We start from the raw sequence: 25,930 nt of genomic DNA on the forward strand, positions 1-25,930 counted from the left end.
CTGTGCCGGACGGGGGCGGTGGTGATCAGGACGGCCTGCACGTGACGGTCGGCCAGGTCCGGTTGCCGTTGTGCTGGATCGTCATGCCCCAGGTGCTGCCGTTCCCGTTCGGCCGGGCGACGAGGGTCTGACTGTCCGGGTAGGAGGCGCTGACGTTCCAGGTGGCCAGAACCTTCGCGGGGGAGGGGACGTTCACCGTGACGGTCCAGGCCGTCGAGCCGCTGACCGCCACGCCGAGGTTGTACCGGTCGCTCCACGACTGGCCCGCCGTCAGGGTCGCCGCGCAGCTCTCCGTACCGCCGCCGCTGCCGTCGGGGGCCACGGCGCGGCCCGTCGTCGGGGAGATCATCCCGGAGCACAGGCCCTTGCCCGCCAGTGTCCGCGCGATCCGCGGGATCGCGGCGAGGGTGTTGGCCGGCCAGTCGTGCATCAGGATGATCTGGCCGTCGGTGAGCCGGTTCGCGGCCTGGACGATCGCGTCGGTGCCGGCGTTGTTCCAGTCCTGCGAGTCGACGTCCCAGAGGACCTCCCGCAGACCGTGGGCGGCCTCGACCGCCTTCAGGGTCGCGTTCGTCTCGCCGTAGGGCGGCCGGAACAGTTTCGGCGTCCCGCCGCCCGCGGTGGCGATGGCCTGCTGGGTGCGCGAGATCTCCGACTCCATCTGCGGCTGGCTCAGCTGGGTCATGTGCGGGTGGGTGTAGCTGTGGTTCGCGACCCACATGCCCGCGTCGACCTGGGCCTTGACCAGGGCGGTATCGGCGGCGGCGTACTGCCCCTGGTTGAACATGGTGGCCCGCAGGCCGTTCTGCCGCAGGGAGTCGAGCAGGGCCCGCGTGGTGCCGGACGGGCCGTCGTCGAAGGTCAGTCCGACGTATCCGTTGGAACACGCGGCGGCCTGCGCCGGAGCGGCGCCGGTGGTGAGGGTGGCCGCGGCAGCCAGGGCGACGGCGGCCTGGGCCACGAGCAGCGGCCGCAGGACGGGGCGGATCTTTCGACGCATCGGGGTGGTCCTCCTCTTCGACGGGACTCGGACGGTGTGGCGCCTCCTCGCGGTCCGCCACGGGCGAACAGTGGGCGTTTTGGCGAGTCCATGTCAATGCTTTCGTCGGTATGAGCGAAAGGTTTGCGCTGACGGATTCTCCGAGGATGCGGTATCCGCCCTGGTCAAGTGCCACGTCTCGCCCGCCGGAAAGCCGCATGCGTGAGCCGGTGAGGCCCTCCGGGCAACTCATCACGAGGTCTGTATCGAAACTTTCGAAGATGTGTCAATCCATGTCGCGGGGGTTGACGTGTCCTCGACGCCGATGGCTGTATGGGAGCGCTCCCACGCTCAACGGACGGACCTCCGTCCGGTTTCCGGCATGCACACCTTCTGGAGTCGAAGTGAGAACGAGAAGCACGGCACGCCCCCGCTCGGGCCTCGGTCTGCTGACAGGCCTTGCGACCCTCCTCGGGTTCGCCCTCACGGGTACCCTCGGCGCGGCCACCGCGCACGCGCGGACGGCCGAGCCCCTGGCGACGGGCCTGCACGTCAGCGACGGGCGCCTGCTCGAAGCGAACGGCAACGACTTCGTGATGCGCGGCGTGAACCACGCCCACACCTGGTACCCCGGCGAGACGCAGTCCCTCGCCGACGTCAAGGCCCTGGGTGCCAACAGCGTCCGGGTCGTCCTCTCCGACGGCCACCGCTGGTCCGAGAACAGCCCCGCCGACGTCGCCGACGTCGTCGCCGACTGCAGGACCAACCGGCTGATCTGCGTCCTGGAGGTCCACGACACCACCGGCTACGGCGAGGACGCCGCCGCGGGCACCCTGGACCACGCCGCCGACTACTGGATCGGCCTCAAGGACGTACTCGCCGGGCAAGAGGACTACGTCATCGTCAACATCGGCAACGAGCCCTGGGGCAACACCGACCCGGCCGGCTGGACCCAGCCCACGACCGCCGCGGTCGAGAAGCTGAGGGCCGCCGGGTTCCAGCACACGATCATGGTGGACGCGCCCAACTGGGGCCAGGACTGGCAGGGGGTCATGAAGGCCAACGCCCGGTCCGTCTACGACGCCGACCCCACCGGCAACCTGATCTTCTCCATCCACATGTACAGCGTCTTCGACACCGCGCAGGAGGTCACCGACTACCTCAACACCTTCGTCGCCGCCCGACTGCCCATCCTCATCGGCGAGTTCGGCGGCCCGGCCGACCAGTGGGGCGACCCCGACGAGGACACCATGATGGCCGCCGCCGAGCAGCTCGACCTCGGCTACCTCGCCTGGTCCTGGAGCGGCAACACCGACCCGATCCTCGACCTCGCCGTCGACTTCGACCCGAGCCGCCTCAGTGCCTGGGGCGAGCGCATCTTCCACGGCGCGAACGGCATCGCCCAGACCTCCCGCGAGGCCACGGTCTTCGGCGGCGCCCCGGGCGACACGACGCCGCCCACCGCCCCGGGCACGCCGACGGCCTCCGCGCCGACCGCCGACTCCGCGACCCTGACCTGGGCCGCCGCCACCGACGACGTCGGTGTCGCGGGATACGACGTCGTCCGCGTCAGTGGCGCCACCGACACCAAGGTCGCGTCCTCCACGACCACCCAGGTCACCGTGACGGGGCTCGCCGCCGACACGGCGTACACCTTCGCCGTCTACGCCCGTGACGCGGCGGGCAACCGCTCGGCCCGTTCCGCGACGGTGGACGTCACCACAGCGGGCGGCGGCACCCCCGGCGCCCGCTGCGCCGTCGGCTACCGCGTCGTCGGCGAATGGCCGGGCGGTTTCCAGGGCGAGATCACCGTCCGCAACACCGGAACCGCCCCCGTCAACGGCTGGACGCTGGGCTTCTCCTACGGCGCGGGCCAGACCGTGAGCGACATGTGGGGCGGCACCGCCGTCCAGACCGGCGGCACGGTCAGCGTCTCCGCCGTGCCCTACACCCACACGATCGCCCCGTCGGGCTCCGTCACGCTAGGCTTCATCGCCACCAAGGGGGCGACGAACCCGGCCCCGACGTCCTTCACCCTCGACGGCGAGGCCTGCACCACCGCCTGACCCCGCACGTGCCCGCCCTCTCCTCCGGTACGGCGTCGAGGCCCGACGCGGGACGCCGGTGCCGGTTCCGGTGCCGGAGGAGAACGGGTGGGGCGGGGGTCATGCCTGCCGGGTCCCGTCAGGCCGCCGACGTCTCACCGCCTCGGCTTGGCCCCTGCGGGACGTCGGCGGGGCGGCAGGGGGAGGAAGCCGCTGGTGCGTGCGGCGTAGTCGTCGTATCCGGGACGGCCCGCCATGTGTCGTTCGAGCAGGCGCTTGCCGCTGCCCACGGTGAGCAGGAGCGTCATGACGACCGGGGAGACGACGCTGACGAGAGCCGCTTGCCAGCCGGTGGATGCGAGCAGGAACAGGCCCCACCAGACGAGGCTGTCGCCGAAGTAGTTCGGATGGCGGGTCCAGGCCCACAGCCCTCGGTCCATGATCCGGCCCCGGTTGGCCGGATCGCCCTTGAAGCGGGCCAGCTGGTGGTCGCCCACGGCCTCGAAGCAGAGCCCCGCCATCCACACGGCCAGCCCCAGGGCGTCGAGCCGTCCCAGGGGCTCGGTGCTGTAGGAGGCGACCTGGACGGGCAGGGAGATCAGCCAGACCAGGGCGGCCTGGAGGAGGTAGACGGTGCGCAGGGCGTACCAGGTGCGATGTCCCGGGGCCTTGTCCAGCAGCTCGGTGTAGCGCGGGTCCTCGCCGTGTCCCCGGGAGCGACGGGCGATGTGGGCCGACAGCCGCAGCCCCCAGACGATGGTCGCCGCGGCCACCAGCAGGCGCCGGGCGTCGTCGCCCTCCCCCGCGGAGAGGAGCCAGGTGACGGCCGCGACCGCGCTGAAGGCGATGCCCCAGGCGATGTCGACGATCCGGTGCAGGTCCCGTCGCACGGCGATCGCGAACGTGGCGAGCAGCACCCCCACCGCCACGGCCGCGGTGATGACGAGGTCGGAGACCGGCGGGCCCCAGCCGGGGGCGTTCACGACGCCTCCGCCGCCGCGTACCAGGCGGCGGGTGTCGTGGGCACGGCGGCACCGCCCTCGCGGGCGGGCCGGACGCAGAGGATCTGGTCGACGCCCATGCGGCGCTCCGCGAAGGCCGAGGACGCACCCGCCAGGTACAGGCGCCAGACACGGCCCGTGGTCTCTCCGACGAGGTTCTCTACCTTGGGCCAGTGGTCTTCGAGGCGGCCGCGCCAGGCGTCGATCGTGACCGCGTAGTGCTCGCGCAGGGATTCCGTGTAGCGGACTTCCAGGCCGGCCGCCTCCAGCAGGTCCGTGGTCTGTCCGACGGGCCGCATGTGCATGTCGGGAGCGATGTACGTCTCGATGAAGGCGCCACCGCCCGGCGCGTCGGCGCCGCGTGACATCTGCTGGACGAGCAGCCGTCCTTCGGGACGCAGGGCGCCGTGCAGCAGGGCGGCGAAGTCGGGGTACTCGCCGTCGCCGACGTGTTCGCCCATCTCGACGGCGGTGACCGCGTCGTATCCGCCACCCTCGATGTGACGCCAGTGCCGCAGCTGGACCTGCACCAGGTCGGCCACCCCCTCGCGCGCGGCCCTGGCGGCGACGAAGTCGCGCTGCTCCCGCGACAGGGTGACGGCCGTGACCCGCGCCCCGTACTCCCGGGCGGCGTGGACGGCCAGGGCTCCCCAGCCGCAGCCGACGTCGAGGAGCCGGTCGCCGGAACGGAGTCCGAGCTTGCGGCAGATCAGCTCCAGCTTGTCCCGCTGCGCGTCGGCCAGGCCGTAACCGGGGCCGGCGGGGCGCGTCCAGTAGGCGCACGAGTAGGCCATCGACTCGTCGAGCAGCAGCGCGTAGAAGTCGTTGGACACGTCGTAGTGATGGCTGATCGCGGCCCGGTCCCGGGAGGCGCTGTGGAGACGTCCGGTCAGCCGGGCCCGCCCGTCCGGCCGGCGGGGAGGCGGCCCGGCCGCGCCCAGCCCTGCGGCGAGGCCGACGGCGGCCGCCAGCGCGGCCGGCCCCGGCCGGGGCCGGCCCTGGTCGCGGACGGTCCGGCCCGCCCGGGAGAGGGCGGTGCCGAGATCGCCGTCGACATCGAGGTCACCGGTGATGTACGCCTCCGCCAGGCCGAGTTCGTTCGGCTGCCACAGCAGGCGGCGCAGCGCCCCCGGCGAGCGGAGCACGACCAGGGGCGCGTCGGCGGGACCCGCCTCGCTGCCGTCCCAGGCCCGCAGCCGTACGGGGAGCGGGCCGGTGACGAAGAGGTTCAGGAGGTCGGCGAGACGGTCGGCGGCGGGTCTCATCGGACGGTCCCTTCGGAGAGGAGGATCTGGCGGACGTCGAGGTAGCGGGAGCGGAAGCCGGCCTCGGAGTAGGCGAGGTAGAACTCCCACATGCGCTGGAAGACGGTGTCGAAGCCGAGACCGGTGACGGTCTCGCGGTGTGCGGTGAACCGTTCCCGCCACAGGCGCAGGGTCTCCGCGTAGTGCCGGCCGTACCCGTTGTCGGCGACCGTGCGCAGCCCGGCCGCGCCGGCGTGTTCGGCGATGGCCTCACGGGAGGGGATCAGCCCGCCGGGGAACACGTACTTGCTGATCCAGGTGTGCGTGGCGGCGGTGTCGAGCATCTGCCGGTGGCCCATGGTGATGGCCTGCAGGGCGATCCTGCCCCCGGGCGCGAGCGCCTCGCGCAGCGCGGTGAAGTAGGAGGGCCAGTACTCGGCGCCGACCGCCTCGATCATCTCCACGCTGACGACGGCGTCGTAGCGTCCTTCGACGTGGCGGTAGTCGCGCACCTGGACGTCGACACGGCCGTCGAGCCCGGCGGATCGTATCCGTGCCCGCGCGAGTTCGGCCTGCTCGGTGGAGAGGGTCAGGGTGGTGACGCGGGCGCCGCGTCGGGCGGCACGCAGGGCCAGCTCGCCCCAGCCGGTGCCGATCTCCAGGAGCCGGGTGCCGTCGTGGACCTGGGCGAGGTCCAGGAGCCGGTCGATCTTGCGGTGCTGGGCGGACGCGAGCGACGCGAAGCGGGCCGGGAAGACGGTGAAGACCGCGGAGGAGTATGTGAGGGTGGGGTCCAGGAACGCGGCGAACAGGTCGTTGGATAGGTCGTAGTGCCGTCGGATGTTCCGTCGGGCGCCGTGCACGGTGTTGCGGTCGCCGCCGGGGCGGGCGTGCGCCCACAGGGGGCGGAGCCTGCGCAGCGGGGCCGGTACCAGGTCGTCGGCGTGCGCGGCGAGAACGGTCAGTACCCCCGGCAGGTCGTCGCTGTCCCACTCTCCGGCCATGTAGGACTCGCCGAAACCGATGAGACCGTCGCAGGCGATCCTGCGGTAGAAGGCGTCGGGATCGTGGAGGGTCATCGTCGGGGCGCCGGCGCCGGCACTTCCGCCTCCTTCCGGGGCGACCAGGGACAGCGTGCGCAGGGCGCGGCGCACGAGCAGGCGGGCGACGGCGGTGTGGCCCGGCCGGGCCGACGGCAGCCCGGCGACGTCCGGCCAGCGCACGGCGTCCACCTCGTGGCGACCGAACGGCAGCCCGACGGGCCGCCCGACCGGCAGACGGGGCGTCGCACCGGCGGTCGGACCGGCGGTCAGACCGGGCGTCCCATCGGGCGTCGGACGGGGTGTCAGACCGCGTGTCGGACCGGGCGTCCCATCGGGGGTCGGACGGGGTGTCAGACCGCGTGTCGGACCGGGCGTCACGTCCGGCGGAGACACCGCGCACGTCTGCTGATCGGCCACGGAGCAGCGGTCCGTCGGGGGCGGCACATGGCCGGGTGCGGTGGTGGGGCGGGTCACGGGACCATGCCTTTCTGGGGGGTGTGGTGAGGCCGGGGACGTACGGGCAGGCCGCGCAGGAACAGGCGGACGCCGTGGTGGCGGATACCGGCCCATACGGCGGCGGTCGACCACGGCCGGCGCGCGGCGACCGCGAGGAGCGCACCGGCGGTCGCGGGGCGGCGGCGGCCCCGGACCGTGGCCGTGAAGGGCCGGCCGCCGTCGAGTTCCAGGTGCACCGTCAGGCCGAGGCGCTCGCCGGGCAGGGGCAGCCTCATCCGGTAGTGGCCGGCGACCGGGAAGAACGGCGAGACGTAGAACTCCTTGTCCACCTGGGCGAGTCCGGTGCTGTCGGGGCGCAACAGGTAGCAGTGCCGCTGCCCGTAGGTGTTGTGCACCTCCGCCACCACGCAGACCAGGGCTCCGGAGGAGTCGTGGCACCAGTACAGGCTGAGCGGGTTGAAGACGTACCCGAGCACGCGCGCGTGCGCGAGCATCACCACCCGCCCGTCGCCGAGGTCGACGCCGTGCGCCGCCAGGAAGGTCTCCAGGCCGGCCCGGACGGACACCGCGCGTCCCGTGAAGTGGTCACGCGGATCGAACCGCGCGAGCGGGCGCAGCAGGAAGGGCAGGACCGGCAGCCGGTCGAGATCGACACACCACAGGTAGGTGCGGTGCCTGAACGTGTGACGCAGGGGCGCTGTGCGGGCATGGGCGACGACGCACTCGTACAGTGCCGCGGCCGGTGCCCCGGCGGTGGTCACCAGCGCACCCCCAGCGACCGGGCGGCGGCCACGCCGGACCGGCAGCCGTCCTCGTGGAAGCCCCATCCGTGCCAGGCTCCGGCGAACGCCGTCACGTCCGTGTTCAGACGGGGAAGTTCCTTCTGGGCGGCGACCGACGCGGGGGTGTACACCGGGTGTTCGTAGACCATCCGCTCCACGACCCGGCCCGGGGCGACGCGGTCCTCGCCGCCGAGGGACACGACGTAACCGGACTCCGGGGGCAGTCGCTGCAGGCGCCGCATGTCGTAGCTGACCCTGGCGGGTTCCGCCGTGGGGTCGCAGCCGGTCAGGTGGTAGTTCCAGCTGGCCCGTGCCCTGGGCGAGCGGGGCAGGATGCCGGTGTCGGTGTGCAGCAGGGTGGGGTTGCGGGAGTAGGTGAAGGCGCCCAGGAGCCGCTTCTCGTCGGCCGTGGGATCGGCGAGCAGGCGCAGCGCCTGATCGGGATGCGTGGCGATCACCACGGCGTCGTAGGCGTCGGTTTCCCCGTCGCGCGTGGTGACCAGGACCCCCCGTCCGGTGCGCAGGACGGTGTCGACGGGGCTGGAGGTACGGACACTCCGCAGCCGTTCGGCAACGGCGGACACGTAGGCGCCCGAGCCTCCCGTCACGGTCCTCCACTGAGGGGAGCCCGTGATCGAGAGCAGACCGTGGTGACGCAGGAAGGTGAACAGGTAGGCGGCCGGGTACGACAGGGCGGTCCGTGCCGGGCAGGACCACACCGCGGACACCAGGGGGAGGGCGAAGTGGCTGACGAAGTACGGCGAGAACCCGCCCCCGCGCAGGAACTCCCCCAGCGTCACGGGCGACGACGGCCGCTCGGCCAGCAGACGTCGCGCCCCACGGTGGAAGACCGGCACCTCGGCGAGCAGTCGCAGATAGCGAGGGCGCAGAGCGGCGCGTCCGGTGAACAGCCCGGCAGCGCCCCGTGCGCCCGCGTACTCCAGTCCGCAGCCGTCACACCGCACCGACATGCTCATCTCGGCGTCCTGCGTGGTGATCCCGAGCTCACGGAACAGACGCAGCAGGGTGGGATAGGTGCGCTCGTTGTGCACGATGAACCCCGAGTCCACCGCCACCGTCCCCCCGTCGGCGCCCGGGAGTTCGCGGGTGTGGGCGTGGCCGCCCAGCCGTCCGTCGGCCTCGTAGAGGGTGACCTCGTACGAGGACGCCAGGACGTGGGCGGCGGTGAGACCCGCCACCCCGGCACCCACCACTGCCACTTTCCGTTGCTCCACCACGGCGCTCCCGCCACTCGACACGCCGCCGGCAGCGACTTTTCACTCCGTACTTCGCGACGGGAGGCCGAACGGATGGGTGGTGACCGGAGCTGTTACGGAGTCGTGATCCCTTGCCCTCGTCGTGGACGGCCACGCGATCGCGGCCGATGGCTCGATCATCCGTGCGAGTACGGCATGGTGGCTGCGTATGCTGCACGGACCGTACGCAGATCGCCTGACAACTCCGGTGAGGTGGCCATGAGCCTGGAGCGACGAGGCTCGTTCGCCAGTCGGCTGACCGCCGCACGTGAACGGCTGTTCGTCGGCCGGGAAGCCGAGCAGGCCCTGTTCCAGAGGGCGTTGGGCGAGCAGCCGGGTGCCGCTCCGGTGCACTACCTGCAAGACCTGGCTCCGGCTGACCGATCAGCGCGGCTGCGACCTGGACCCGGTGGTGGCCGCCGCCTGGGAGCACGTGCGCGCGCATGAACCGTTGCGCGCGAACGAGTTCCTGGCCGTGGCCCGCTTCACCGTCCATCCGAAGAGCTACCAGCGGCCCTCGCCGGCCACCACGCTCGCCCAGTGGCGGGCCATGGGCGAGATCTTCCGCGCCGACCGCCTCGCCTGGCACTTCATCGTCATGCGCGACGACGGCTACTGGAACAGGCACCTCACCCACTGCGACATGCCTCCGACGCCGACCGCCCCGGTCGTCGGCGACCACCCCTACCGCCTCTTCGGCCACGACTGGCGGGTGCAGCCCGTCATCCCGTGGCTGGCGGCGAGGACGGACGCCATCCTGGCCGGTACCGAGGGACCGACCGAGGAGGCCTCCGACCCGGCCGTGCGACAGGTGCCCGAGCTGGTCGTACTGTCCCAGCCCGAGTTCGACTCGGCCGTACGGGACGCCCTGCGGGCCCTGCGCCGTCCCGACGCCCTCGCCGCGAACCCGCTCTGAGCGGCACCGGGGCGCACGCGGTGGGCGAGGCGCACGCCGGCCGTACGGCGGACGCCATGTCCGCCCGCCGTACGCCCGCCGTCAGGAGCGGGCCAGCAGCTTCCGCAGCGCCCCGGCGACGTCCGCGGGAGCCTCCTCGGCCATGAAGTGGCCGGTGGAGACGGTGGAATGCTCCAGGTCCCGTGCCCAGGCGCCCCACAGGGCCGCGGCCTCGTAACCGAGGGCCGCGCCCCAGTCCTGCTGGAGCACCGAGACGGGCATGACGAGCTGGTTGCCCGCGGCGCGGTCGGCACGGTCGTGGTCCACGTCGATGCCGGCGGACGCCCGGTAGTCGGCGACGATCGAGGGAACGGCGTCGCGGCACGCCGTGAGATAGGCCTCCCGCACGTCGGCGGGCACCGCGTCCGGGTCTTCGGCCCAGACGTCGAGGAAGTGGCCGAAGAACTCGTCCGAGCTCGCCCGGATCATCTTCTCGGGCAGGCCGGGCGGCTGGGCCATGAGGTACAGGTGGAAGCCGACAGCCGCGGTGACGCCGTGCAGCGCCTCCCACATGTCCAGGGTGGGCAGGACGTCGAGGCAGGCCAGATGGCTGATGACGTCCGGGTGGTCGAGGCCGGCGCGGAAGGCGACCAGCGCGCCACGGTCGTGGCCCGCCAGGGCGAAGCGCTCGTGCCCGAGGTTCTTCGCGAGCGTGACGACGTCCTGGGCCATGGTCCGCTTGGAATAGGTGTCAGGGCCCTCCTCCAGCGGCTTGTCGCTGTCACCGTAGCCGCGGAGGTCGGGAACGATGACGGTGTGGTCGGCGGCGAGGTCGGCGGCGACGTGCCGCCACAGGAGGTGGGTCTGCGGGAAACCGTGCAACAGGACGACCGGACTGCCCGATCCGCCGACCGCCACGTTGAGGGACACGCCCTCGGCGACGGTGACGCGCCGGTACTCGAAGTCCGCGATGGTGGGTGCCATGGTGCCGCTCGTTTCTGTGGGTCGTTTCCGATCGGTGGGGCGTGCTCGCGGCCGCGGGCCGCTCGCGCCCCCGGTTCGAAGCCTGCGGGCGGCGAATGAGCAACCGATGAGCGCTGTACGTTTGAGCTGGTGGTTTCCCGGCAGAACGAACGGCGGCGATGGGGTTGAGGCTGAGCGTCCTGGGACCGGTGTCGGCCTGGGACCCGCAGGGAGACCCGGTCGCGCTCAAGGGGCCCAGGCACCGGGCGGTGCTGGCCCGGCTCATCGTCGCGCGCCGCCGTGTCGTGCCCGTCGCACGGCTGGTGGAGGACCTCTGGGAGGAACCGCCGGCGGACGCGGTGAGCGCCGTACGCACCTTCGTCGCCGCACTGCGCCGCGCCCTCGAACCCGACCGTCCGCCCCGCGGCCGACCCCTGCTCCTCGTCACCGAAGGCCCTGGCTACGCCCTGAAGGCGGCGGAAGAGGACGTCGACGCCTGGCGCTTCGAGCGTGCCGTCGCCTCCGCCGCCGAGCTGCCGCCCGCCGAGGCCGTCAGCCGGCTCACCCAGGCGCTCGGCTGGTGGCGGGGCCCCGCGTACGCCGGCCTCGACGACGGCCCCTGGATCCGTACCGAGCGTTCCCGGCTGGGGGAGCTGAACTGCCAGGCCGTCGAGCGCAGGGCCGAGGCACAACTGGCCCTGGGCGCCGCCGCGCAGGCGGTCCCCGACCTGGACGCGTACGTCACCGAGCACCCCTGGCGCGAGGACGCCTGGTACCTGCTGGTGCTGGCCCTCTACCGGTCCGGGCGCCAGAGCGACGCGCTGTCCGTCGTACGGCGGGCGCGACGCCTGCTCGGCGAGCAGATGGGCATCGACCCGGGACCGAGACTGCGCCGACTGGAGACCGACGTCCTGCGCCAGGCCGACCACCTCGATTCCGGTCCCGGCGGTACGGCCGCCCAGGTCTGGGCGGAGGCGACCGCGGCCTACGAGCGCGTGGTCCCCTCGTACGCGCGGGCCCGGCTGGAGTCCACGGCCGGGCTGATGCGCGACCTGGCGGTCACCGGCGGTGGAGGCCTGGAGGCGGCCCGCCGTCACCGGGTCGCCGCCGTCGCGGCCGCCGAGCGGCTCGGTGACCCGGAACTCACCGCCCGCGTCATCGGCACCTATGACGTGCCGGCGGTCTGGACCCGCTCCGACGACCCCGAGCAGGCGCGGTGGCTGGTCGACGCCGCCGAACGCACCCTGCGGCTGCTGCCCGCCGACGCCCACGACACGGCCAGGGCCCGGCTCCTCGCCACCATCGCCGTGGAGTCCCGCGGCGCGCTCCCCGCCGGACAGACGACCTCGGCGGAGAGGGCCCGGGCCTACCAGGCGGCCCGGCAGGGCGAACAGCTCGCGCGCGGCCTCGAGGACGGACCGCTGCTGGCCTTCGCCCTGAACGGCGTGTTCATGCAGACCTTCCAGCGCGCGGGGCTGTCACCCCGGCGGGACGCCATCGGCGCGGAGATCGTCTCCCTGGCGCAGCGCAACGACCTGGTGACGTACGAGGTCCTCGGGCACCTCGTCCGCCTCCAGTCACGCTGCGCGGTGTCCGACCTCGCCGGGGCCGAGCAGCACGCGGTGGCCGCCGACCGGCTCTCGGAGCGGTACGGTCTGCCGCTCGTGGGCGTGTTCACCACGTGGTACCGCGCCCTGCGCACCGCCCTGACCGAGCCGTTCGCCGAGGCCGACGAGGCTTACCGGAAGGCGGACATCGCGCTGGAGGGCGCGGGAATGCCGGGACTGCGGCACGGGCTGCTGCCCCTGGCCAGGCTCGGGCTGCGCCTCTCCCACGGCGTCGCGCCCGAGGAGGCCGAAGCCGACTGGGGACCCTACGAGGACTGGGTGCGCCCGTGGCTCCTGGTCGGCGCGGGGGACACCGAGGCCGCGCGCGCGGCGCTGAGGGACATCGCCCCGCCGCCTCGCGACCTCATGTTCGAGGCCCTGTGGTGCGTGGTGGGCAGGGCGGCCACGGCGGTCGGCGACCACGGCACGATGCGCCGGGCGCTCCGGGAACTCAGGCCGGCGGCCTCCGAGCTGGCCGGCGCGCAGAGCGGACTGATCACCTTCGGGCCGGTCTCGTGGTATCTGAGGGAGCTGTCCGACGGGCTCGGCGCCCACACGTAGACCCTCCAGGACAGCGGGCTGGCGCAAGGTGTCGGCACGGGCGACTACGGCCGCGGGCGCGCCGGTCCGAGCCCCTGAGGAGGTCTTCGTACGCGAACTCCGTCCGGAACGACCCACCGGAACCGGTCAGCAAACTGAACTGTCGATATGGGGATGACGGCCGGGCTCGGCCAGGCACAGACCCTGCGCGACGTCGTACGCCGTACCGGCCTGTCTCCCGCGCAACATCCCGCACGGCTACCGCATCACCTCCGACACTGCCGACCTGCTCATGATCACGACGCCGGGAGGGATCGAGGGCATGTTCCGTCATGCGGGACGCGACATCACGACGCCCCGGCCCGAGGGCTTCGAGCTGGACCCCGTCAAGATGGCGGAGGCCGCCGACAGGTACGGCCAGATCGTCCTCGGCCCGCCCCGCTGACGGAACTGGCCACGGGGGAGTCCGTCACCCTCGGTTACTATGCTCACTTCGTACCGGAGGCAGGTTGCAGGGGCGCGGCACCATCCACGGACCGCTCGGGGAGCGGGGCGACCCGCTTGCCGGCGGAACGCCCCGGATTCCCGCCGTCGCCGTCGACCGGCGATTCCCGCCTCCACGCACCGGAGAATGGTCCATGGCTCGTAAGGCTGAAGAGATGGGTGGCCTGGGAAAGTGTTGGAAGAGGTCGTAGCGACCCGCTATGTCACGCCCCTGCGTGAGGGCGGCTCGCTCCCCGGGATCGTCGAGGCCGACGATCTCGGTACGTACGTCATGAAGTTCACCGGCGCCGGCCAGGGCCGCAAGACCCTGGTCGCCGAGGTCATCTGCGGACAGCTCGCCCGCAGGCTCGGGCTGCGGGTGCCGGAACTCGTCTCCATCCAGCTCGACCCGGTCATCGGGCTCTCGGAACCCGACCAGGAGGTGCAGGAGCTGCTGAAGGCGAGCGGCGGGCTCAACCTGGGCATGGACTTCCTGCCGGGCTCCCTCGGCTTCGACCCGCTGGCGTACGAGGTGGACCCGGCGGAGGCCGGGAAGGTCGTCTGGTTCGACGCGGTGATCAACAACGTCGACCGGTCGTGGCGCAACCCGAACATGCTGGTCTGGCACGGCGACCTGTGGCTCATCGACCACGGCGCCACCATGATCTGGCACCACAACTGGCCCGGCGCGCAGGCCTCCGCGGCCAAGCCGTACGACGCCTCCGACCACGCGCTCGCCCCCTTCGCGCCGGACGTCGCCGCCGCGGCCGCCGAGCTGGCGCCGCTCGTCACCCGTGAACTGCTCGACGAGGTCGCCGCCGACGTCCCCGACGAGTGGCTCGTCGACGAGCCCGGCTTCGACAGTACGGACGAGGTGCGCGCCGCGTACGTGGCGGCGCTCCTGCCGCGCGCCGCGACCATCCACGAGCGGATCACGCTCGGCCCGCGCAGCGAGAACCGGCCGCAGCAGCCGCCCGGCTGGCTGGCCGAACGTCTCGCGCCCAGGCCGCACTCCACCGAGAAGGACAGCACCCCGTGACCGACCGCGATGTCTTCGAGTACGCGCTGCTGCGCGTGGTGCCGCGGGTCGAGCGCGGCGAGTGCTTCAACGCCGGGGTGGTCGTCTACTGCCGTGCCCGGTCCTTCGTGGCCGCCCGTACCCATCTGGACGAGGCGAAGCTGGCCGTGCTCGACCCGGCGGCGGACGTCGCCGGGGTCCGGGCGGCGCTGCGCGCGGTGGAGGGGGTCTGCCTGGGGGGTGACGCCGCGGGTCAGGCCGCGCGGGACGACGCCGGGCGGCGCTTCCGCTGGCTGATCGCGCCGCGCTCCACGGTCGTCCAGCCGGGGCCCGTGCACACGGGTCTCACGGCGGACCCCGAGGCCGAGGTGGGGCGGCTGCTCGACCTGCTCGTGCGCTGAGCGCGTCCGCCCGTGGACAGGGAGTGACCCGGCGCACCCGGTGGGCCGTTGACACCGGGTGCCAGGGCTTCTAGCGTCACGTCTGCGGACGATACTAAGCGGTCGCTCATGTGCGGGACGCAGGAGCGCGCGACCGGTTCGGCCGCGACCATGGACGATCCAAGGGCGAGGAGAACCAAGCATGTCCACCACCGAGCAGCGCGTAGCCGTCGTCACGGGTGCCGCACGGGGCATCGGGGCCGCCACCGCGCTCCGCCTGGCGGCCGAGGGCCGCGCCGTCGCCGTACTCGACCTCGACGAGGCTGCCTGCAAGGACACCGTCGAGAAGATCACCGCCGCGGGCGGCACCGCCCTCGCGGTCGGCTGCGACGTCTCGGACAGCGCCCAGGTGGAGGCCGCCGTGGCGCGCGTCGCCGCCGAGCTCGGCGCGCCGACGATCCTCGTCAACAACGCGGGCGTGCTCCGCGACAACCTGCTCTTCAAGATGTCCGAGTCGGACTGGGACCTCGTCGTGAACGTGCACCTCAAGGGTGCCTTCCTGATGGCGAAGGCCTGTCAGAAGCACATGGTGGACGCGGGCTTCGGCCGGATCGTCTCGCTCTCCTCCTCCTCGGCGCTCGGCAACCGCGGCCAGGCCAACTACGCCGCCGTGAAGGCCGGTCTGCAGGGCTTCACCAAGACCCTCGCCAAGGAGCTCGGCAAGTTCGGCATCACCGCCAACGCCGTCGCCCCCGGCTTCATCGTCACCGAGATGACCGCGCAGACCGCCGAGCGCGTCGGCATGGGCTTCGAGGACTTCCAGGCCGCCGCGGCGTCCATGATCCCGGTGCAGCGGGTCGGCCGCCCGGAGGACGTCGCCAACGCGATCGCGTTCTTCACGGGTGACGACGCCGGCTTCGTCTCCGGCCAGGTCATGTACGTGGCCGGCGGCCCGCTCAACTGACGTCCGCAGCGAGAGGAGCGAGGCACACATGACCGCACAGGAACGGCCGGAGCTGTCCGGCAAGGTCGCCCTCGTCACCGGCGCGAGCCGGGGCATCGGGTACGGCGTCGCCGAGGCGCTCGTCGCCCGCGGCGACCGGGTCGTCATCACCGGGCGCGGTGAGGAGGCCCTCAAGGAGGCCGTCGAGCGGCTCGGGGCCGACCGGGCCATCGGCGTCGCGGGCAAGGCCCACGACGAGGTCCACCAGGCCGCCGCCGTCGAGGCGGCGATGGACGGCTTCGGCCGGCTGGACTTTTTGATCAACAACGCCGGTACGAATCCGGTGTTCGGGCCCATCGCCGATCTTGACCTCGGGGTGGCCCGCAAGGTCTTCGAGACCAACGTGGTTTCCGCCCTCGGCTTCGCCCAGCGGAGCTGGCACGCCTGGCAGAAGGATCACGGCGGCGCGATCGTGAATATCGCGTCGGTCGCCGGAGTCTCCGCGTCGCCGTTCATCGGCGCGTACGGAATGAGCAAGGCGGCGATGATCAACCTGACCCTCCAGCTGGCGCACGAATTCGCGCCGCTCGTGCGGGTCAACGCCATCGCCCCTGCCGTCGTGAAGACGAAATTCGCGCAGGCGCTGTACGAGGGCCGGGAGGCGGAGGCGGCCGCCGCCTACCCGCTCGGCCGGCTCGGCGAGCCGGAGGACATCGGAGGCGCGGCAGCCTTCCTGACCTCGTCACAGTCCGAGTGGATCACTGGTCAGACGCTCGTCGTCGACGGCGGGATTTTTCTGAACGCCGGAGTGGGGTGACCGATATCCGGACACTTTCCGTAATCGGTGTCCGGATTGCGCCCGATTGTATGTCGAATGCCTCAAGTGCCCCGTCAGGCTCGAAGATTGACCTGACGGGGTGCTGCGGTATCGTCGGCCGACCCCTGGCTGAACGAGGAGCGTGCACGTGTTCAACCGGACCAGTCTGCAGGCGGCTGCAGCCCTTGTGTCCATATCCCTGGTATCCGGATGCAGTGTCTTCTCCGACAGTGAATCCGCCGGGGATCAGAGAATTGTCGTCGGTACGACGAGTTCTCCCACCACGCTTGATCCGGCCGCGGCCTGGGACAACTCCTGGGAGCTCTTCCGGAATGTATTCCAGACCCTGGTGAGTTTCCCGACGGGCAGTACGACGCCGAATTCCGACGCGGCCGACTGCAAGTTCACGGACACGTCGAGCCGGGTCTTCGAGTGCAAGCTCGTGGAGGGCCTCACGTTCTCCAACGGGCACAAGCTCGACGCGAAGGCCGTGCAGTACTCGATCGAGCGCATCCGCACGATCAACCACAAGGGCGGCCCCAACGGGATGCTCGGCTCGCTCGACAAGATCGAGACCGTCGGCGACCGGACGGTCGTCTTCCGGCTCAACAAGTCGGACGCCACCTTCCCGTTCGTCCTGGCCACCCCGGCGATGTCCCTCGTGGACCCGGCCGAGTACCCGGCCGACCAGCTCCGCAAGGACGGCAAGCTCGTCGGCTCGGGACCGTACGTCCTCGACTCGTACACCGAGCGCCAGACGGCGGAGCTGACCAAGAACCCCACCTACAAGGGCTTCGCCGACCGCAAGAACGGCGGCGTGACCATCCGGTACTTCGACCGCTCGGACGCGATGGTCGAGGCGCTCAAGAAGCACGAGATCGACGCCACCTACCGCGGCCTCACCGCCGAGGAGGTCGTCGCCTTCCAGGAGGACAAGCCCGAGAACAAGGGCCTCCAGCTCGTCGAGTCGACCGGCGCCGACATCCGCTACCTGGTCTTCAACACCCAGGACGCGTCGGTCGCCAAGCTCCCCGTCCGCAAGGCCATCGCCCAGCTCGTCGACCGCGACGAACTGGTCAACAGGGTCTACCAGGGCACCGCCGAGCCCCTGTACTCGATGGTTCCCAAGGGCATCGGGGCCCACACCACCAAGTTCTTCGACCGCTTCGGCACGCCGAGCGCCGCCAAGGCCAAGAAGATCCTCCGCGACGCCGGCATCACCGAGCCCGTCGAGCTGACCTTCTGGTACACGACGGACCGGTACGGATCCTCCACGGCCGCCGAGTTCAACGAGCTCAAGCGGCAGCTGGAGAAGTCCGGCCTCTTCGAGGTCTCCGTCCAGGGCAAGCCCTGGAAGGAGTTCCAGGCGGGCTACCAGAAGGGCGAGTACCCGGTCTTCGGGCGCGGCTGGTTCCCCGACTTCCCGGACCCGGACAACTTCGTCGCGCCCTTCGTCGGCGAGGAGAACGTCCTCGGCACGCCCTACGTGAGCCCGAGGATCACCGGCGAGCTCCTCCCGAAGTCCCGCCGCGAGAGCGACCGCGGGACCGTCACGGCGGAGTTCGAGGAGGCCCAGGAGATCATGGTCCAGGACGTCCGGCTGCTGCCGCTGTGGCAGGGCAAGCTGTACATCGCGGCCCGTGAGGACATCGGCGGCGGTGAGGTCGCCCTCGACCCGCAGACCGTCATGCAGCTCTGGGAGCTGCACCGCCGGGCCAGCTGGTAGCAGAACGCCGGAGATCTGCGGGGGCCACTGTCAGTGGCCCCCGGTAGGTTCGGGGACGTAGACAGGAACGTCCACCGGAGGTTGTTGACCGTGACCGACACCAGCATGCTGCCCGAGTCCTGGCGGGGTGTCCTCGGCGAGGAGCTGCGCAAGCCGTACTTCGCCCAGCTCACCGAGTTCGTCGAGGAGGAGCGCGCCAAGGGACCGGTCTTCCCGCCGAAGGACGAGGTCTTCGCCGCCCTCGACGCCACCCCGTACGACAAGGTGAAGGTGCTGATCCTCGGTCAGGACCCGTACCACGGCGAGGGGCAGGGCCACGGCCTCTGCTTCTCCGTCCGGCCCGGGGTGAAGACCCCGCCCTCCCTGCGGAACATCTACAAGGAGATGCAGGCCGAGCTCGGCCACCCGATCCCGGACAACGGCTATCTGATGCCGTGGGCCCAGCAGGGCGTCCTCCTGCTCAACGCGGTCCTGACGGTCCGCTCCGGCGAGGCGAACTCGCACAAGGGCAAGGGCTGGGAGAAGTTCACGGACGCGGTGATCACCGCGGTCGCCTCGCGGCCCGACCCCGCCGTCTTCGTCCTCTGGGGCAACTACGCGCAGAAGAAGCTTCCGCTCATCGACGAGGAGCGGCACGTCGTGGTGAAGGGCGCCCACCCCTCGCCGCTCTCGGCGAAGAAGTTCTTCGGATCGCGTCCCTTCACGCAGATCGACGCGGCCGTCGCGGCGCAGGGACACGAGCCGATCGACTGGCGCATCCCCGACCTCGGCTGAGCCTCGGCCCGATCCGGGCCGGCTGCGGCTAGCGTCGGCTCTCCCAGTGGGTGAGCGGGTGGAGGTCGCGGTGACCGAGCAGCAGCAGGTGTCGGACGACGGGGTCATGACCAGGATCGGGCAGGCGATGATGCTGCTCCACGGCGGCGACCGCGAGGAGGCCCGCAATCGCTTCGGGGTGCTGTGGCAGCAGATCGGACCCGACGGGGACCCCCTGCACCGCTGCACCCTGGCGCACTACATGGCGGACGCCCAGGACGACCCCGACACCGAGCTGGCCTGGGATCTCCGCGCGCTGAACGCGGCGGAGGGCCTCGCGGACGAGCGCCTCGCCGAGCACGGATCGGCGGTCGCCCTCCGGGCGCTGTACCCCTCGCTCCACCTCAACCTGGCCGCGGACTACGTCAAGCTCCAGCAGCCCGACGCCGCGCGGGTCCATCTGGACCGGGCCCGCGCGGCGTCGGACCACCTCGACGACGACGGCTACGGGAACGGGGTGCGGGCCGCGATCGAGCGCCTGGAGGTACGGCTCCGCGCGGAGTGACCGACGCGGAGTGACCGACGCGAGTGACCGATTCGGCGTGACGGACCCGGCGCGACCCGGCGCGACCCGGGCCGCCCCGGCCGACCGGACCGTTCAGCGGCCGGAGGCGCCGCGACAGATCCTGGACGGGTCGCTGCCGGGGGCCCAGCCCCCGTACCGCTCGCCCAGCTCGCACACGTCCGCCCGGGACACCGGCGCCCTCATCGGCACACCGGTCGGTTTCGGCAGCTCCGGCATCTCCGGGAACTCCCGCCGGGGCGCCGGGCGCGGTCGTTCACGCTGCTGCGGTACGGCCTCGGGGCGCCGTGTCTCCGTGCGCGGCGCCACCGCCCCGCGGCGCACCTCGGACGACGGGGTCGCGCGGGGCGCGGCGGTCGGCGGGGGAGCGGGGAGCGCCGCTTCGAGGGCCTCGCGGGCCGGCCCCTCGACGATCTGCGGGGCCACGCCCTGCCCGGGGCGTACGGTCTCCGCGACGGGCGCGGGCGCGGGCGCGGACGCGGGGGCGGGCGCCGTCGGGGGGGTGTCCACCGAGACGCAGCCCGCGAGGGCGGCCACGGCCGCCCCGACCAGGATCTTCGCTGTGGTTCGGGTTCCATGCACCCGCGCAACTCTGCTGGTCCGGCGACGATCTTCGCGCCCCTACCGGCGGGGAATGCCCCGCACGGGTGAGGTGCGGCGGGGCCCGCCTTGACCCGGCTGAGCGCCCGGGACCCGCTCAGTCACCGGTCGCGCCGTCGACGCGCTCCCGGAGGAGGTCCGCGTGGCCGTTGTGGCGGGCGTACTCCTCGATCATGTGGAGGTAGATCCAGCGGAGGTTGAAGGTCCGTCCGCTGCGGTGCTCGCCCGCGCCGAGGTCGTCGAGGCCGCGCGTGGCGGCCAGGGTGCGGGCATGGGCGATCTCCGCCTGCCAGGTGGCGTAGGCCTCGTCGTAGGTGTCCTCGTCCGTGACGTGGATGTCCCCGTCGCGGTCCTCGTCCGTGCTGTAGATCCAGCCGACCTTCTCATCGGCGAGGACGCGGCGGAACCAGCCGCGCTCGACCTCGGCCATGTGCCGGACGAGACCCAGCAGGTTGAGGTCTGACGGAGGGGCGGAGAGGGTGCGCAGCTGGGCGTCGTCGAGCCCCTCGCACTTCCTCGCGAGGGTCGCGCGATGGAAGTCGAGCCACTGCTCCAGCGCCTCGCGTTCGCCCGAGGTGGTGGACGGGTCGACGCGGGGGGCGGCTTCGGTACGTTCGGTGGTCATGCGCGGCATCGTCTCCCACGATCACCGGGTGCGCCAGCGCTTTCACTCCCCGAGGGGAGGGCAGTCGAGCATGCCCCGCAGCAACTCCTGGACGCCGGTGCGCAGTTCCGCCTGGCCGGGCACGGAGGCGTGGAAGGAGCCGACGGCGCAGGAGAACAGCAGCCCCTCGCACCAGGCGACGAGGGAGAGCGCGTGACGCTCGGGCTCCGGTGAGCCGGCCGCCGCCATCGCCGCGATCAGCGGGCCGCGGAACACGGAGCCCGCGGCGTCGAAGAACGAGCGGAGTTCGGGGCGGCGGGTGGCCTCCAGGGCCAGTTCGTAGCGGGAGACGAGCAGCGCGCGGTGGTGGGTGAGATAGCGGTGCACGGCGAGGGCGAGCATGTCGACGAGCGCGTCGGTGCCGGCGCCCGGACCGCCGCCGGCGCCCGGCAGCTCGGCCGGGGTCAGGACGCGGGCCTCCAGTTCGACCTGGCGCCGCACGGCCGTCTCCAGGAGCGCCTGGCGCGTGCGCGCGTGGTTGGACGTCGAACCCTGCGGCAGCCCCGCCCGTTCGTCCACGGCGCGGTGCGTCAGACCCCGCATGCCGCGCTCCACGAGGAGGTCGAGCGCCGCGTCCCCGATCCGCTCGGCGCGGGAGGCCCGGGAGGCGGGGGCTTCCGGATCCGGGACGGGAGCGGAGGCGGTGGCGGGCTTCGATGCGGTCATGGGGACAACCTACTACCCGGCCGACTACACCTGTAGTACGGTGACGCCAAGGGAGGCACTACACCTGTAGTGCCCGATCCGAGGAGCAGCCATGGAACAGCACCGGGCCATCGTCGTCGGAGGCGGAATCGGCGGACTGACCGCAGCCGTCGCCCTCCACCGCAACGGCTGGCGGGTCACCGTCCTGGAGCGGGCCGCCGACCTCGCCCCCGTCGGAGCGGGCATCGGCCTCGCCCCCAACGCGCAGCGCGCCCTCGACGTCCTCGGCCTCGGCGACCGCGTCCGTGAACTCGCCGCCTGGCAGGGCGACGGCGGCATGCGCGCGCCCGACGGCCGCTGGCTCGCCCGCACGAACGCCGGTGCGGCCGCCGCCCGCTTCGGCGGGCCGCTCGTCCTCCTCCACCGGGCCACCCTGGTGGAGATTTTCACCTCCGCCCTCCCGGACGGAGTCGTCCGTCCCGGCACGGCCGCCTCCCTCGCCGACCCCGGCGACGACCGCCGCCCCGCCCGTCTCACCACCCCGCACGGCGAGAGCGAGGCCGAACTCGTCGTGGCCGCCGACGGCATACGCTCCGCGACGAGGCACGCGCTCTTCCCCGGGCACCCCGGCCTCCGGTACGCGGGCTGCACCACCTGGCGGGTCGTGATCCCCGCACCCGAGACGCCCTTCGCCCCCCACGAGACATGGGGAGCCGGACGCCTCTGGGGCACCCAGCCCCTCAAGGACGGCCGGGTCTACGCGTACGCCATGGCCACTGCCCCCGCCGGCGGCCGGGCGCCCGACGACGAGAAGGCCGAACTCCTGCGCCTCTTCGGCGACTGGCACCACCCCGTCCCCGAGATCCTCGCCGCCGTCGACCCCGCCCAGGTCCTGCGCCACGACGTCCACCACCTGTACGACCCGCTGCCCGCGTTCCACCAGGGCCGGGTCGCCCTCCTCGGCGACGCCGCGCACGCGATGATGCCGAGCCTCGGCCAGGGCGGGAACCAGGCGATCGAGGACGCCGTCGTCCTCGCCCACCACGCCCGCTCCGCGCCCGGCTTCCTCCCGGGCCGCGACCTCGCCGCGTACACCGCGGACCGCCTGCCGCGCACCACCGCCATCGTCCGCAAGGCCGCCCGCACCGGAGCGCTCACGATGCTCTCCGCCCGCCCCGCCGTCGCCCTGCGGTCCACGCTCGTCGGCGCCGTCTCCCGCTTCGGGCCCGGCCTCGTCCTGCGCGGCTTCGACGGCATCGCCGACTGGCACCCCCCGGTGGCCCCGGCCCCGCCCGCCCAAGACCGGCCGGTCTAAGCTGACCAGCGCGAACGGCCCGGACGACCAGGGCGCGCGGACACGACAAGGGAGACCCCGTGAAGGTTGGCTGCATCGGACTCGGCGACATCGCGCAGAAGGCGTACCTCCCCGTCCTCGCCACCCTCCCCGGGGTCGAACTGCACCTCCAGACCCGCACCGCCGCCACCCTCGACCGGGTCGCCGACACCCTCCACCTGCCGGCCGCGCAGCGCCACGCCGACCTCGACTCGCTGCTCGCCGCCGGGCTCGACGCGGCCTTCGTCCACGCGCCGACCTCCGTCCACGCCGAGATCGTCGGCCGTCTCCTCGAAGCGGGCGTCCCCACGTACGTCGACAAGCCCCTCGCGTACGAGTACGCCGACTCCGAGCGGCTCGTGGAACTCGCCGAGAAGCGTGCCGTCAGCCTCGCCGTCGGCTTCAACCGGCGCCTCGCGCCCTCCTACGCCCAGTGCGTCGAGCACCCGCGTGACCTGATCGTCCTGCAGAAGAACCGCGTGGGCCTGCCCGAGGACCCCCGCACGCTCGTCCTCGACGACTTCATCCACGTCGTGGACACCCTGCGGTTCCTGCTCCCCGGCGAGGTCGACCACGTCGACGTACGGGCCAGGATCCGCGACGGACTCATGCACCACGTCGTGCTCCAGCTCTCCGGCGACGGCTTCACCGCCATCGGCATGATGAACCGGATGAACGGTTCCACCGAGGAGATCCTCGAGGTGTCGGGGCAGGACACCAAGCGCCAGGTCCTCAACCTCTCCGACGTCGTCGACCACAAGGGCCAGCCCACCCTGCGCCGCCGCGGTGACTGGGTGCCGGTGGCCCGCCAGCGTGGGATCGAACAGGCCGTGCTCGTCTTCCTCGACGCCGTACGCGACGGGCGGCTGCTCAGCGCCCGCGACGCCCTGCTCACCCACGAACTGTGCGAGCGCGTGGTCCGCGAGGCGCTTGCCCAGGCCTCCTGAGGGCTCCCGCGCCCTCGGCGGCGCACACCAGGCCCACCACCGCGAGCGCCGCGTACAGCGGCCAGTCGCCCCAGCGGACATAGGCCGTCGTCGTCGCGGAGAGCGGCAGCTCGCGGACGGCGACGGCGCTCGCGTCCGTGCCGAGGACGGGCCCGATTCGGCGCCCGTCGGGGCCGTAAGCCGCACTGACCCCGGTGAGCGTCGCGTGCACGACGGGCCGGCCCGTCTCCGCCGCCCGCAGCGCGGCGAGGGACGCGTGCTGGGCCGGCGCCCAGCTCTCCTGGAAGGTGCTCGTCGCCGACTGCACCACGACGAGCCCGGCACCGTCCCTGACGAGGCGCCGGCTCATGTCGGGGAAGGCGGACTCGAAGCAGATCAGCGGTCCGACCCGCAGCTCCCGGCCGCCGTCCCGGCCGGTGTCGGGCAACGTCATCACGACCGGCGCCGTACCCCGCCGCCGGTCCTCCTGGGCCGCCTTGCCGACGGACGTCACCCAGCCGAGCAGGTCGCGCGCGGGGACGTACTCGCCGAACGGCACGAGCCGCATCTTGTCGTAGCGGTCACCCGTGAGTCCGGCGGGACCGACGAGGACGGCGCTCTTGTAGATGCCGGGGCGGTCGCTCCGGCGCGCGTCCACGTTCACCAGGAGCGGCGCGTCGACCGCCCGGGCCAGAGCGGTGAGCCGGGACGCGACTTCGGGTCGGCCCGCCGGGTCGACGCCCACGCCGCTCTCGCCCCAGACCACCAGGTCGAGGCGCTGCCCGGCGAGCGAGCGGGTCAGCCGCTCGGCCGTGTCGAAGCGCCGCTGGGGCCCGTCGGGCCCGCCGAACACCCCCGGCTGGACGAGCGCCACGCGCACGGTCCCCCGCTCGTCCGGCGCCCCGACGCCCCAGGCCGCTGTGCCCGCCACGAGCGCGCAGGCCGCGATCCCGGCCACGCCGACGGTCCGGAGTCCCGGTACCGCCACCAGCAGGACCACGGCCGTGTTCGCCGCGACCACGAGCAGACTCACCAGCCAGACCCCGCCGACCGAGGCGAGCCGCAGCGCCGCCGGAACCTCCCACTGGCTCGCCCCGAGCAGCCCCCACGGGCCGCCGAGCCCCTCCCAGGAACGGACCGACTCGATGAGGAGCCAGCCGGAGGGGATGGCGAGGAGGGCCGCGGCGGCCCGGGACGGCGACGGCGGCGCACCACCGAGCAGTGACCGTACGAGCCACCCCCAGGGCAGCCACAGCAGGCCGAGCAGCGCGGCCACCGGCAGCAGGAACACATGCAGGCTGGGCAGCAGCCAGTGGTGCACGGCGAGCACGAAACCGATGCCGCCCAGCCAGCCGTCCAGAGCGGCGCGGCGCGGCCCGGGAGCCGTACGCAGCAGGATCAGCCAGGGGACGAGCGCCAGATACGCCCACCACCACAGGCCCGGTGCGGGGAAGGACAGCGCGGGCACGGCCCCGCAGCAGACGGCGAGCAGCGAACGGACGGCGCCGCGCCGCAGCGCACCCCGGTCCCGGCCGGGGCCCCCGGCCTCGGCCCGGGTCCGCTCCCGTCTCGCGAACGCCCTCCGCATGGCATGCCTCCCGCCCTCGCCTTCAGTGTCGGGCGTGCCGGCCCACGGCGCGGCCCGGCGGGCCGTACGGGCCCGGGCCCGTACGCCGTCTCATGGGTGCCGCCGCCACCGTTCGTCGACGACGACCGAACGCAGGCGCCAGCCCTCGGCGGTCCGCACGGCCCCGAACGCGTACCGGCCCCCGCAGACGAAGTCCTCGCCGGAGGCGAACCGCATCGGGTTGACGTAGTCGGCGCGTACGTCCGCCGTGTCGCCCGGTTCCGGGTACCCCTCCCGCTCCCGGAAGAGGACCCGCCGGTTCACGATGAGGTGCTGGCGTACGGGGAAGAGAGTCATCGTCTCGGCGAGCCAGTCGGCCACCTCGGCGGCCGGGCCCTCGACGCCGCCCGAGCCCCGGTAGTCGGCCCGGCCCTCCGGGGCGAACAGAGCCAGGTAGGCGGCCCAGTCGGCGTCGTCCACGGCCGCCGCGTACCCGGTGACCAGGTCGTCGACGGCGAGTCGGTCCATCACGGTCGCGAGGTCCACGCGCTGCGTCATCGGATCAGTGTCGGGGCAGGCCAGGTCATGGGCCAAGGGGTGTGCGCAGGCGGAGTTCGGGGGCGCACCCGGGGAGTCGGCCGAGAGACGTGCGCGGGGAGAGTTCCGGCGACGCGGTCATAC

The 25,930-nt window shown here is 72.7% G+C and carries 25 protein-coding genes; 13 read left to right on the forward strand and 12 right to left on the reverse strand.

All coding sequences use genetic code 11. The annotated features are described in order from the left end of the window. Nucleotides 1-25: 25 nt before the first annotated feature. Entirely contained in the window at nt 26-1,000 is a 975-nt protein-coding gene (locus ACIA8N_RS29905; protein ID WP_365780861.1) for a polysaccharide deacetylase family protein, read from the reverse strand. A 383-nt stretch (nt 1,001-1,383) separates the two neighbouring features. Here ACIA8N_RS29905 and ACIA8N_RS29910 point away from each other — a divergent pair, with 383 nt between their 5' ends. Then, nucleotides 1,384-3,045: a cellulase family glycosylhydrolase gene (locus ACIA8N_RS29910; protein ID WP_365780860.1), complete on the forward strand. Its 1,662-nt coding sequence runs from the start codon at nt 1,384-1,386 to the stop codon at nt 3,043-3,045. Nucleotides 3,046-3,179: 134 nt separating this feature from the next. On the opposite strand, the gene ACIA8N_RS29915 is transcribed toward ACIA8N_RS29910, so the two are convergent. The 5 genes from ACIA8N_RS29915 to ACIA8N_RS29935 all read right to left on the reverse strand — a co-directional run bounded on the left by ACIA8N_RS29915 (nt 3,180) and on the right by ACIA8N_RS29935 (nt 8,761). Then, complete coding sequence (locus ACIA8N_RS29915) at nt 3,180-4,007, reverse strand: DUF1295 domain-containing protein (RefSeq protein WP_365780859.1); 828 nt, start codon at nt 4,005-4,007, stop codon at nt 3,180-3,182. Continuing rightward, nucleotides 4,004-5,290, reverse strand: coding sequence for a cyclopropane-fatty-acyl-phospholipid synthase family protein (locus ACIA8N_RS29920; protein ID WP_365780858.1), 1,287 nt, complete (start codon nt 5,288-5,290; stop codon nt 4,004-4,006). The genes ACIA8N_RS29915 and ACIA8N_RS29920 overlap by 4 nt, the downstream gene beginning before the upstream one ends. Further along, entirely contained in the window at nt 5,287-6,546 is a 1,260-nt protein-coding gene (locus tag ACIA8N_RS29925; RefSeq protein ID WP_399416837.1) for a class I SAM-dependent methyltransferase, read from the reverse strand. The genes ACIA8N_RS29920 and ACIA8N_RS29925 overlap by 4 nt, the downstream gene beginning before the upstream one ends. A 236-nt stretch (nt 6,547-6,782) precedes the next feature. Further along, nucleotides 6,783-7,529, reverse strand: coding sequence for a DUF1365 domain-containing protein (locus tag ACIA8N_RS29930; RefSeq protein WP_399416830.1), 747 nt, complete (start codon nt 7,527-7,529; stop codon nt 6,783-6,785). Continuing rightward, the gene (locus tag ACIA8N_RS29935) at nt 7,526-8,761 is read right to left on the reverse strand and encodes an FAD-dependent oxidoreductase (RefSeq protein WP_365780922.1); all 1,236 of its coding nucleotides are present in this window, start codon (nt 8,759-8,761) and stop codon (nt 7,526-7,528) included. The genes ACIA8N_RS29930 and ACIA8N_RS29935 overlap by 4 nt, the downstream gene beginning before the upstream one ends. Nucleotides 8,762-9,143: 382 nt before the next feature. Here ACIA8N_RS29935 and ACIA8N_RS29940 point away from each other — a divergent pair, with 382 nt between their 5' ends. Beyond that, nucleotides 9,144-9,722 (forward strand): hypothetical protein, encoded by a 579-nt coding sequence (locus ACIA8N_RS29940; protein WP_365780856.1) that lies wholly within the window; start codon nt 9,144-9,146, stop codon nt 9,720-9,722. 81 nt (nt 9,723-9,803) lie between these two features. Here ACIA8N_RS29940 and ACIA8N_RS29945 read toward each other — a convergent pair whose 3' ends face one another. Next, nucleotides 9,804-10,685 carry an alpha/beta hydrolase gene (locus ACIA8N_RS29945; protein ID WP_365780855.1) on the reverse strand — a complete coding sequence of 294 codons (882 nt, stop codon included), beginning with the start codon at nt 10,683-10,685 and terminating at the stop codon, nt 9,804-9,806. A 158-nt stretch (nt 10,686-10,843) separates the two neighbouring features. Here ACIA8N_RS29945 and ACIA8N_RS29950 point away from each other — a divergent pair, with 158 nt between their 5' ends. The 9 genes from ACIA8N_RS29950 to ACIA8N_RS29990 all read left to right on the forward strand — a co-directional run bounded on the left by ACIA8N_RS29950 (nt 10,844) and on the right by ACIA8N_RS29990 (nt 19,496). After that, complete coding sequence (locus ACIA8N_RS29950; protein WP_365780854.1) at nt 10,844-12,832, forward strand: BTAD domain-containing putative transcriptional regulator; 1,989 nt, start codon at nt 10,844-10,846, stop codon at nt 12,830-12,832. Between the two features lie 301 nt (nt 12,833-13,133). Continuing rightward, on the forward strand, nt 13,134-13,256 hold the full coding sequence (locus tag ACIA8N_RS29955; RefSeq protein ID WP_399416831.1) for a hypothetical protein: 123 nt from the start codon (nt 13,134-13,136) through the stop codon (nt 13,254-13,256). 231 nt (nt 13,257-13,487) lie between these two features. Further along, a complete protein-coding gene (locus tag ACIA8N_RS29960; RefSeq protein WP_365780852.1) occupies nt 13,488-14,333 on the forward strand; it encodes a HipA family kinase in 846 nt (281 codons plus the stop codon). Then, entirely contained in the window at nt 14,330-14,713 is a 384-nt protein-coding gene (locus ACIA8N_RS29965; RefSeq protein ID WP_365780851.1) for a DUF3037 domain-containing protein, read from the forward strand. Before ACIA8N_RS29960 ends, ACIA8N_RS29965 begins: the two co-directional genes overlap by 4 nt. Nucleotides 14,714-14,894: 181 nt before the next feature. Then, nucleotides 14,895-15,656 (forward strand): 3-oxoacyl-ACP reductase FabG, encoded by a 762-nt coding sequence (gene fabG, locus ACIA8N_RS29970; protein ID WP_365780850.1) that lies wholly within the window; start codon nt 14,895-14,897, stop codon nt 15,654-15,656. A 28-nt stretch (nt 15,657-15,684) separates the two neighbouring features. Next, entirely contained in the window at nt 15,685-16,452 is a 768-nt protein-coding gene (locus tag ACIA8N_RS29975; RefSeq protein WP_365780849.1) for an SDR family oxidoreductase, read from the forward strand. Nucleotides 16,453-16,600: 148 nt separating this feature from the next. After that, complete coding sequence (locus tag ACIA8N_RS29980; protein ID WP_365780848.1) at nt 16,601-18,178, forward strand: ABC transporter substrate-binding protein; 1,578 nt, start codon at nt 16,601-16,603, stop codon at nt 18,176-18,178. Nucleotides 18,179-18,268: 90 nt separating this feature from the next. Further along, entirely contained in the window at nt 18,269-18,952 is a 684-nt protein-coding gene (gene ung / locus ACIA8N_RS29985) for a uracil-DNA glycosylase (RefSeq protein ID WP_365780847.1), read from the forward strand. Between the two features lie 70 nt (nt 18,953-19,022). Next, nucleotides 19,023-19,496, forward strand: coding sequence for a hypothetical protein (locus ACIA8N_RS29990; RefSeq protein ID WP_030545870.1), 474 nt, complete (start codon nt 19,023-19,025; stop codon nt 19,494-19,496). A gap of 93 nt (nt 19,497-19,589) precedes the next feature. Here ACIA8N_RS29990 and ACIA8N_RS29995 read toward each other — a convergent pair whose 3' ends face one another. From ACIA8N_RS29995 to ACIA8N_RS30005, 3 genes are all read right to left on the reverse strand, one after another. Beyond that, complete coding sequence (locus ACIA8N_RS29995; RefSeq protein WP_365780846.1) at nt 19,590-20,096, reverse strand: hypothetical protein; 507 nt, start codon at nt 20,094-20,096, stop codon at nt 19,590-19,592. A 115-nt stretch (nt 20,097-20,211) separates the two neighbouring features. Further along, nucleotides 20,212-20,739: a DinB family protein gene (locus tag ACIA8N_RS30000; RefSeq protein WP_365780845.1), complete on the reverse strand. Its 528-nt coding sequence runs from the start codon at nt 20,737-20,739 to the stop codon at nt 20,212-20,214. A gap of 42 nt (nt 20,740-20,781) precedes the next feature. Beyond that, on the reverse strand, nt 20,782-21,444 hold the full coding sequence (locus ACIA8N_RS30005) for a TetR/AcrR family transcriptional regulator (RefSeq protein ID WP_365780844.1): 663 nt from the start codon (nt 21,442-21,444) through the stop codon (nt 20,782-20,784). Nucleotides 21,445-21,535: 91 nt separating this feature from the next. Between ACIA8N_RS30005 and ACIA8N_RS30010 the strand changes: the two genes are divergently transcribed. Together ACIA8N_RS30010 and ACIA8N_RS30015 are read left to right on the forward strand one after the other, a co-directional pair. Further along, on the forward strand, nt 21,536-22,738 hold the full coding sequence (locus ACIA8N_RS30010) for an FAD-dependent monooxygenase (protein WP_365780843.1): 1,203 nt from the start codon (nt 21,536-21,538) through the stop codon (nt 22,736-22,738). 59 nt (nt 22,739-22,797) lie between these two features. Then, complete coding sequence (locus ACIA8N_RS30015) at nt 22,798-23,703, forward strand: Gfo/Idh/MocA family oxidoreductase (protein WP_365780842.1); 906 nt, start codon at nt 22,798-22,800, stop codon at nt 23,701-23,703. On the opposite strand, the gene lnt is transcribed toward ACIA8N_RS30015, so the two are convergent. Beyond that, complete coding sequence (lnt, locus tag ACIA8N_RS30020) at nt 23,648-25,270, reverse strand: apolipoprotein N-acyltransferase (RefSeq protein ID WP_365780841.1); 1,623 nt, start codon at nt 25,268-25,270, stop codon at nt 23,648-23,650. The genes ACIA8N_RS30015 and lnt overlap by 56 nt on opposite strands. A 90-nt stretch (nt 25,271-25,360) precedes the next feature. After that, nucleotides 25,361-25,807: a nuclear transport factor 2 family protein gene (locus ACIA8N_RS30025; protein ID WP_365780840.1), complete on the reverse strand. Its 447-nt coding sequence runs from the start codon at nt 25,805-25,807 to the stop codon at nt 25,361-25,363. Nucleotides 25,808-25,930 lie beyond the last annotated feature (123 nt).

The organism is Streptomyces sp. NPDC051822 (genome assembly GCF_044452745.1).
In the GTDB taxonomy this organism is placed as follows: Bacteria; Actinomycetota; Actinomycetes; order Streptomycetales; family Streptomycetaceae; genus Streptomyces.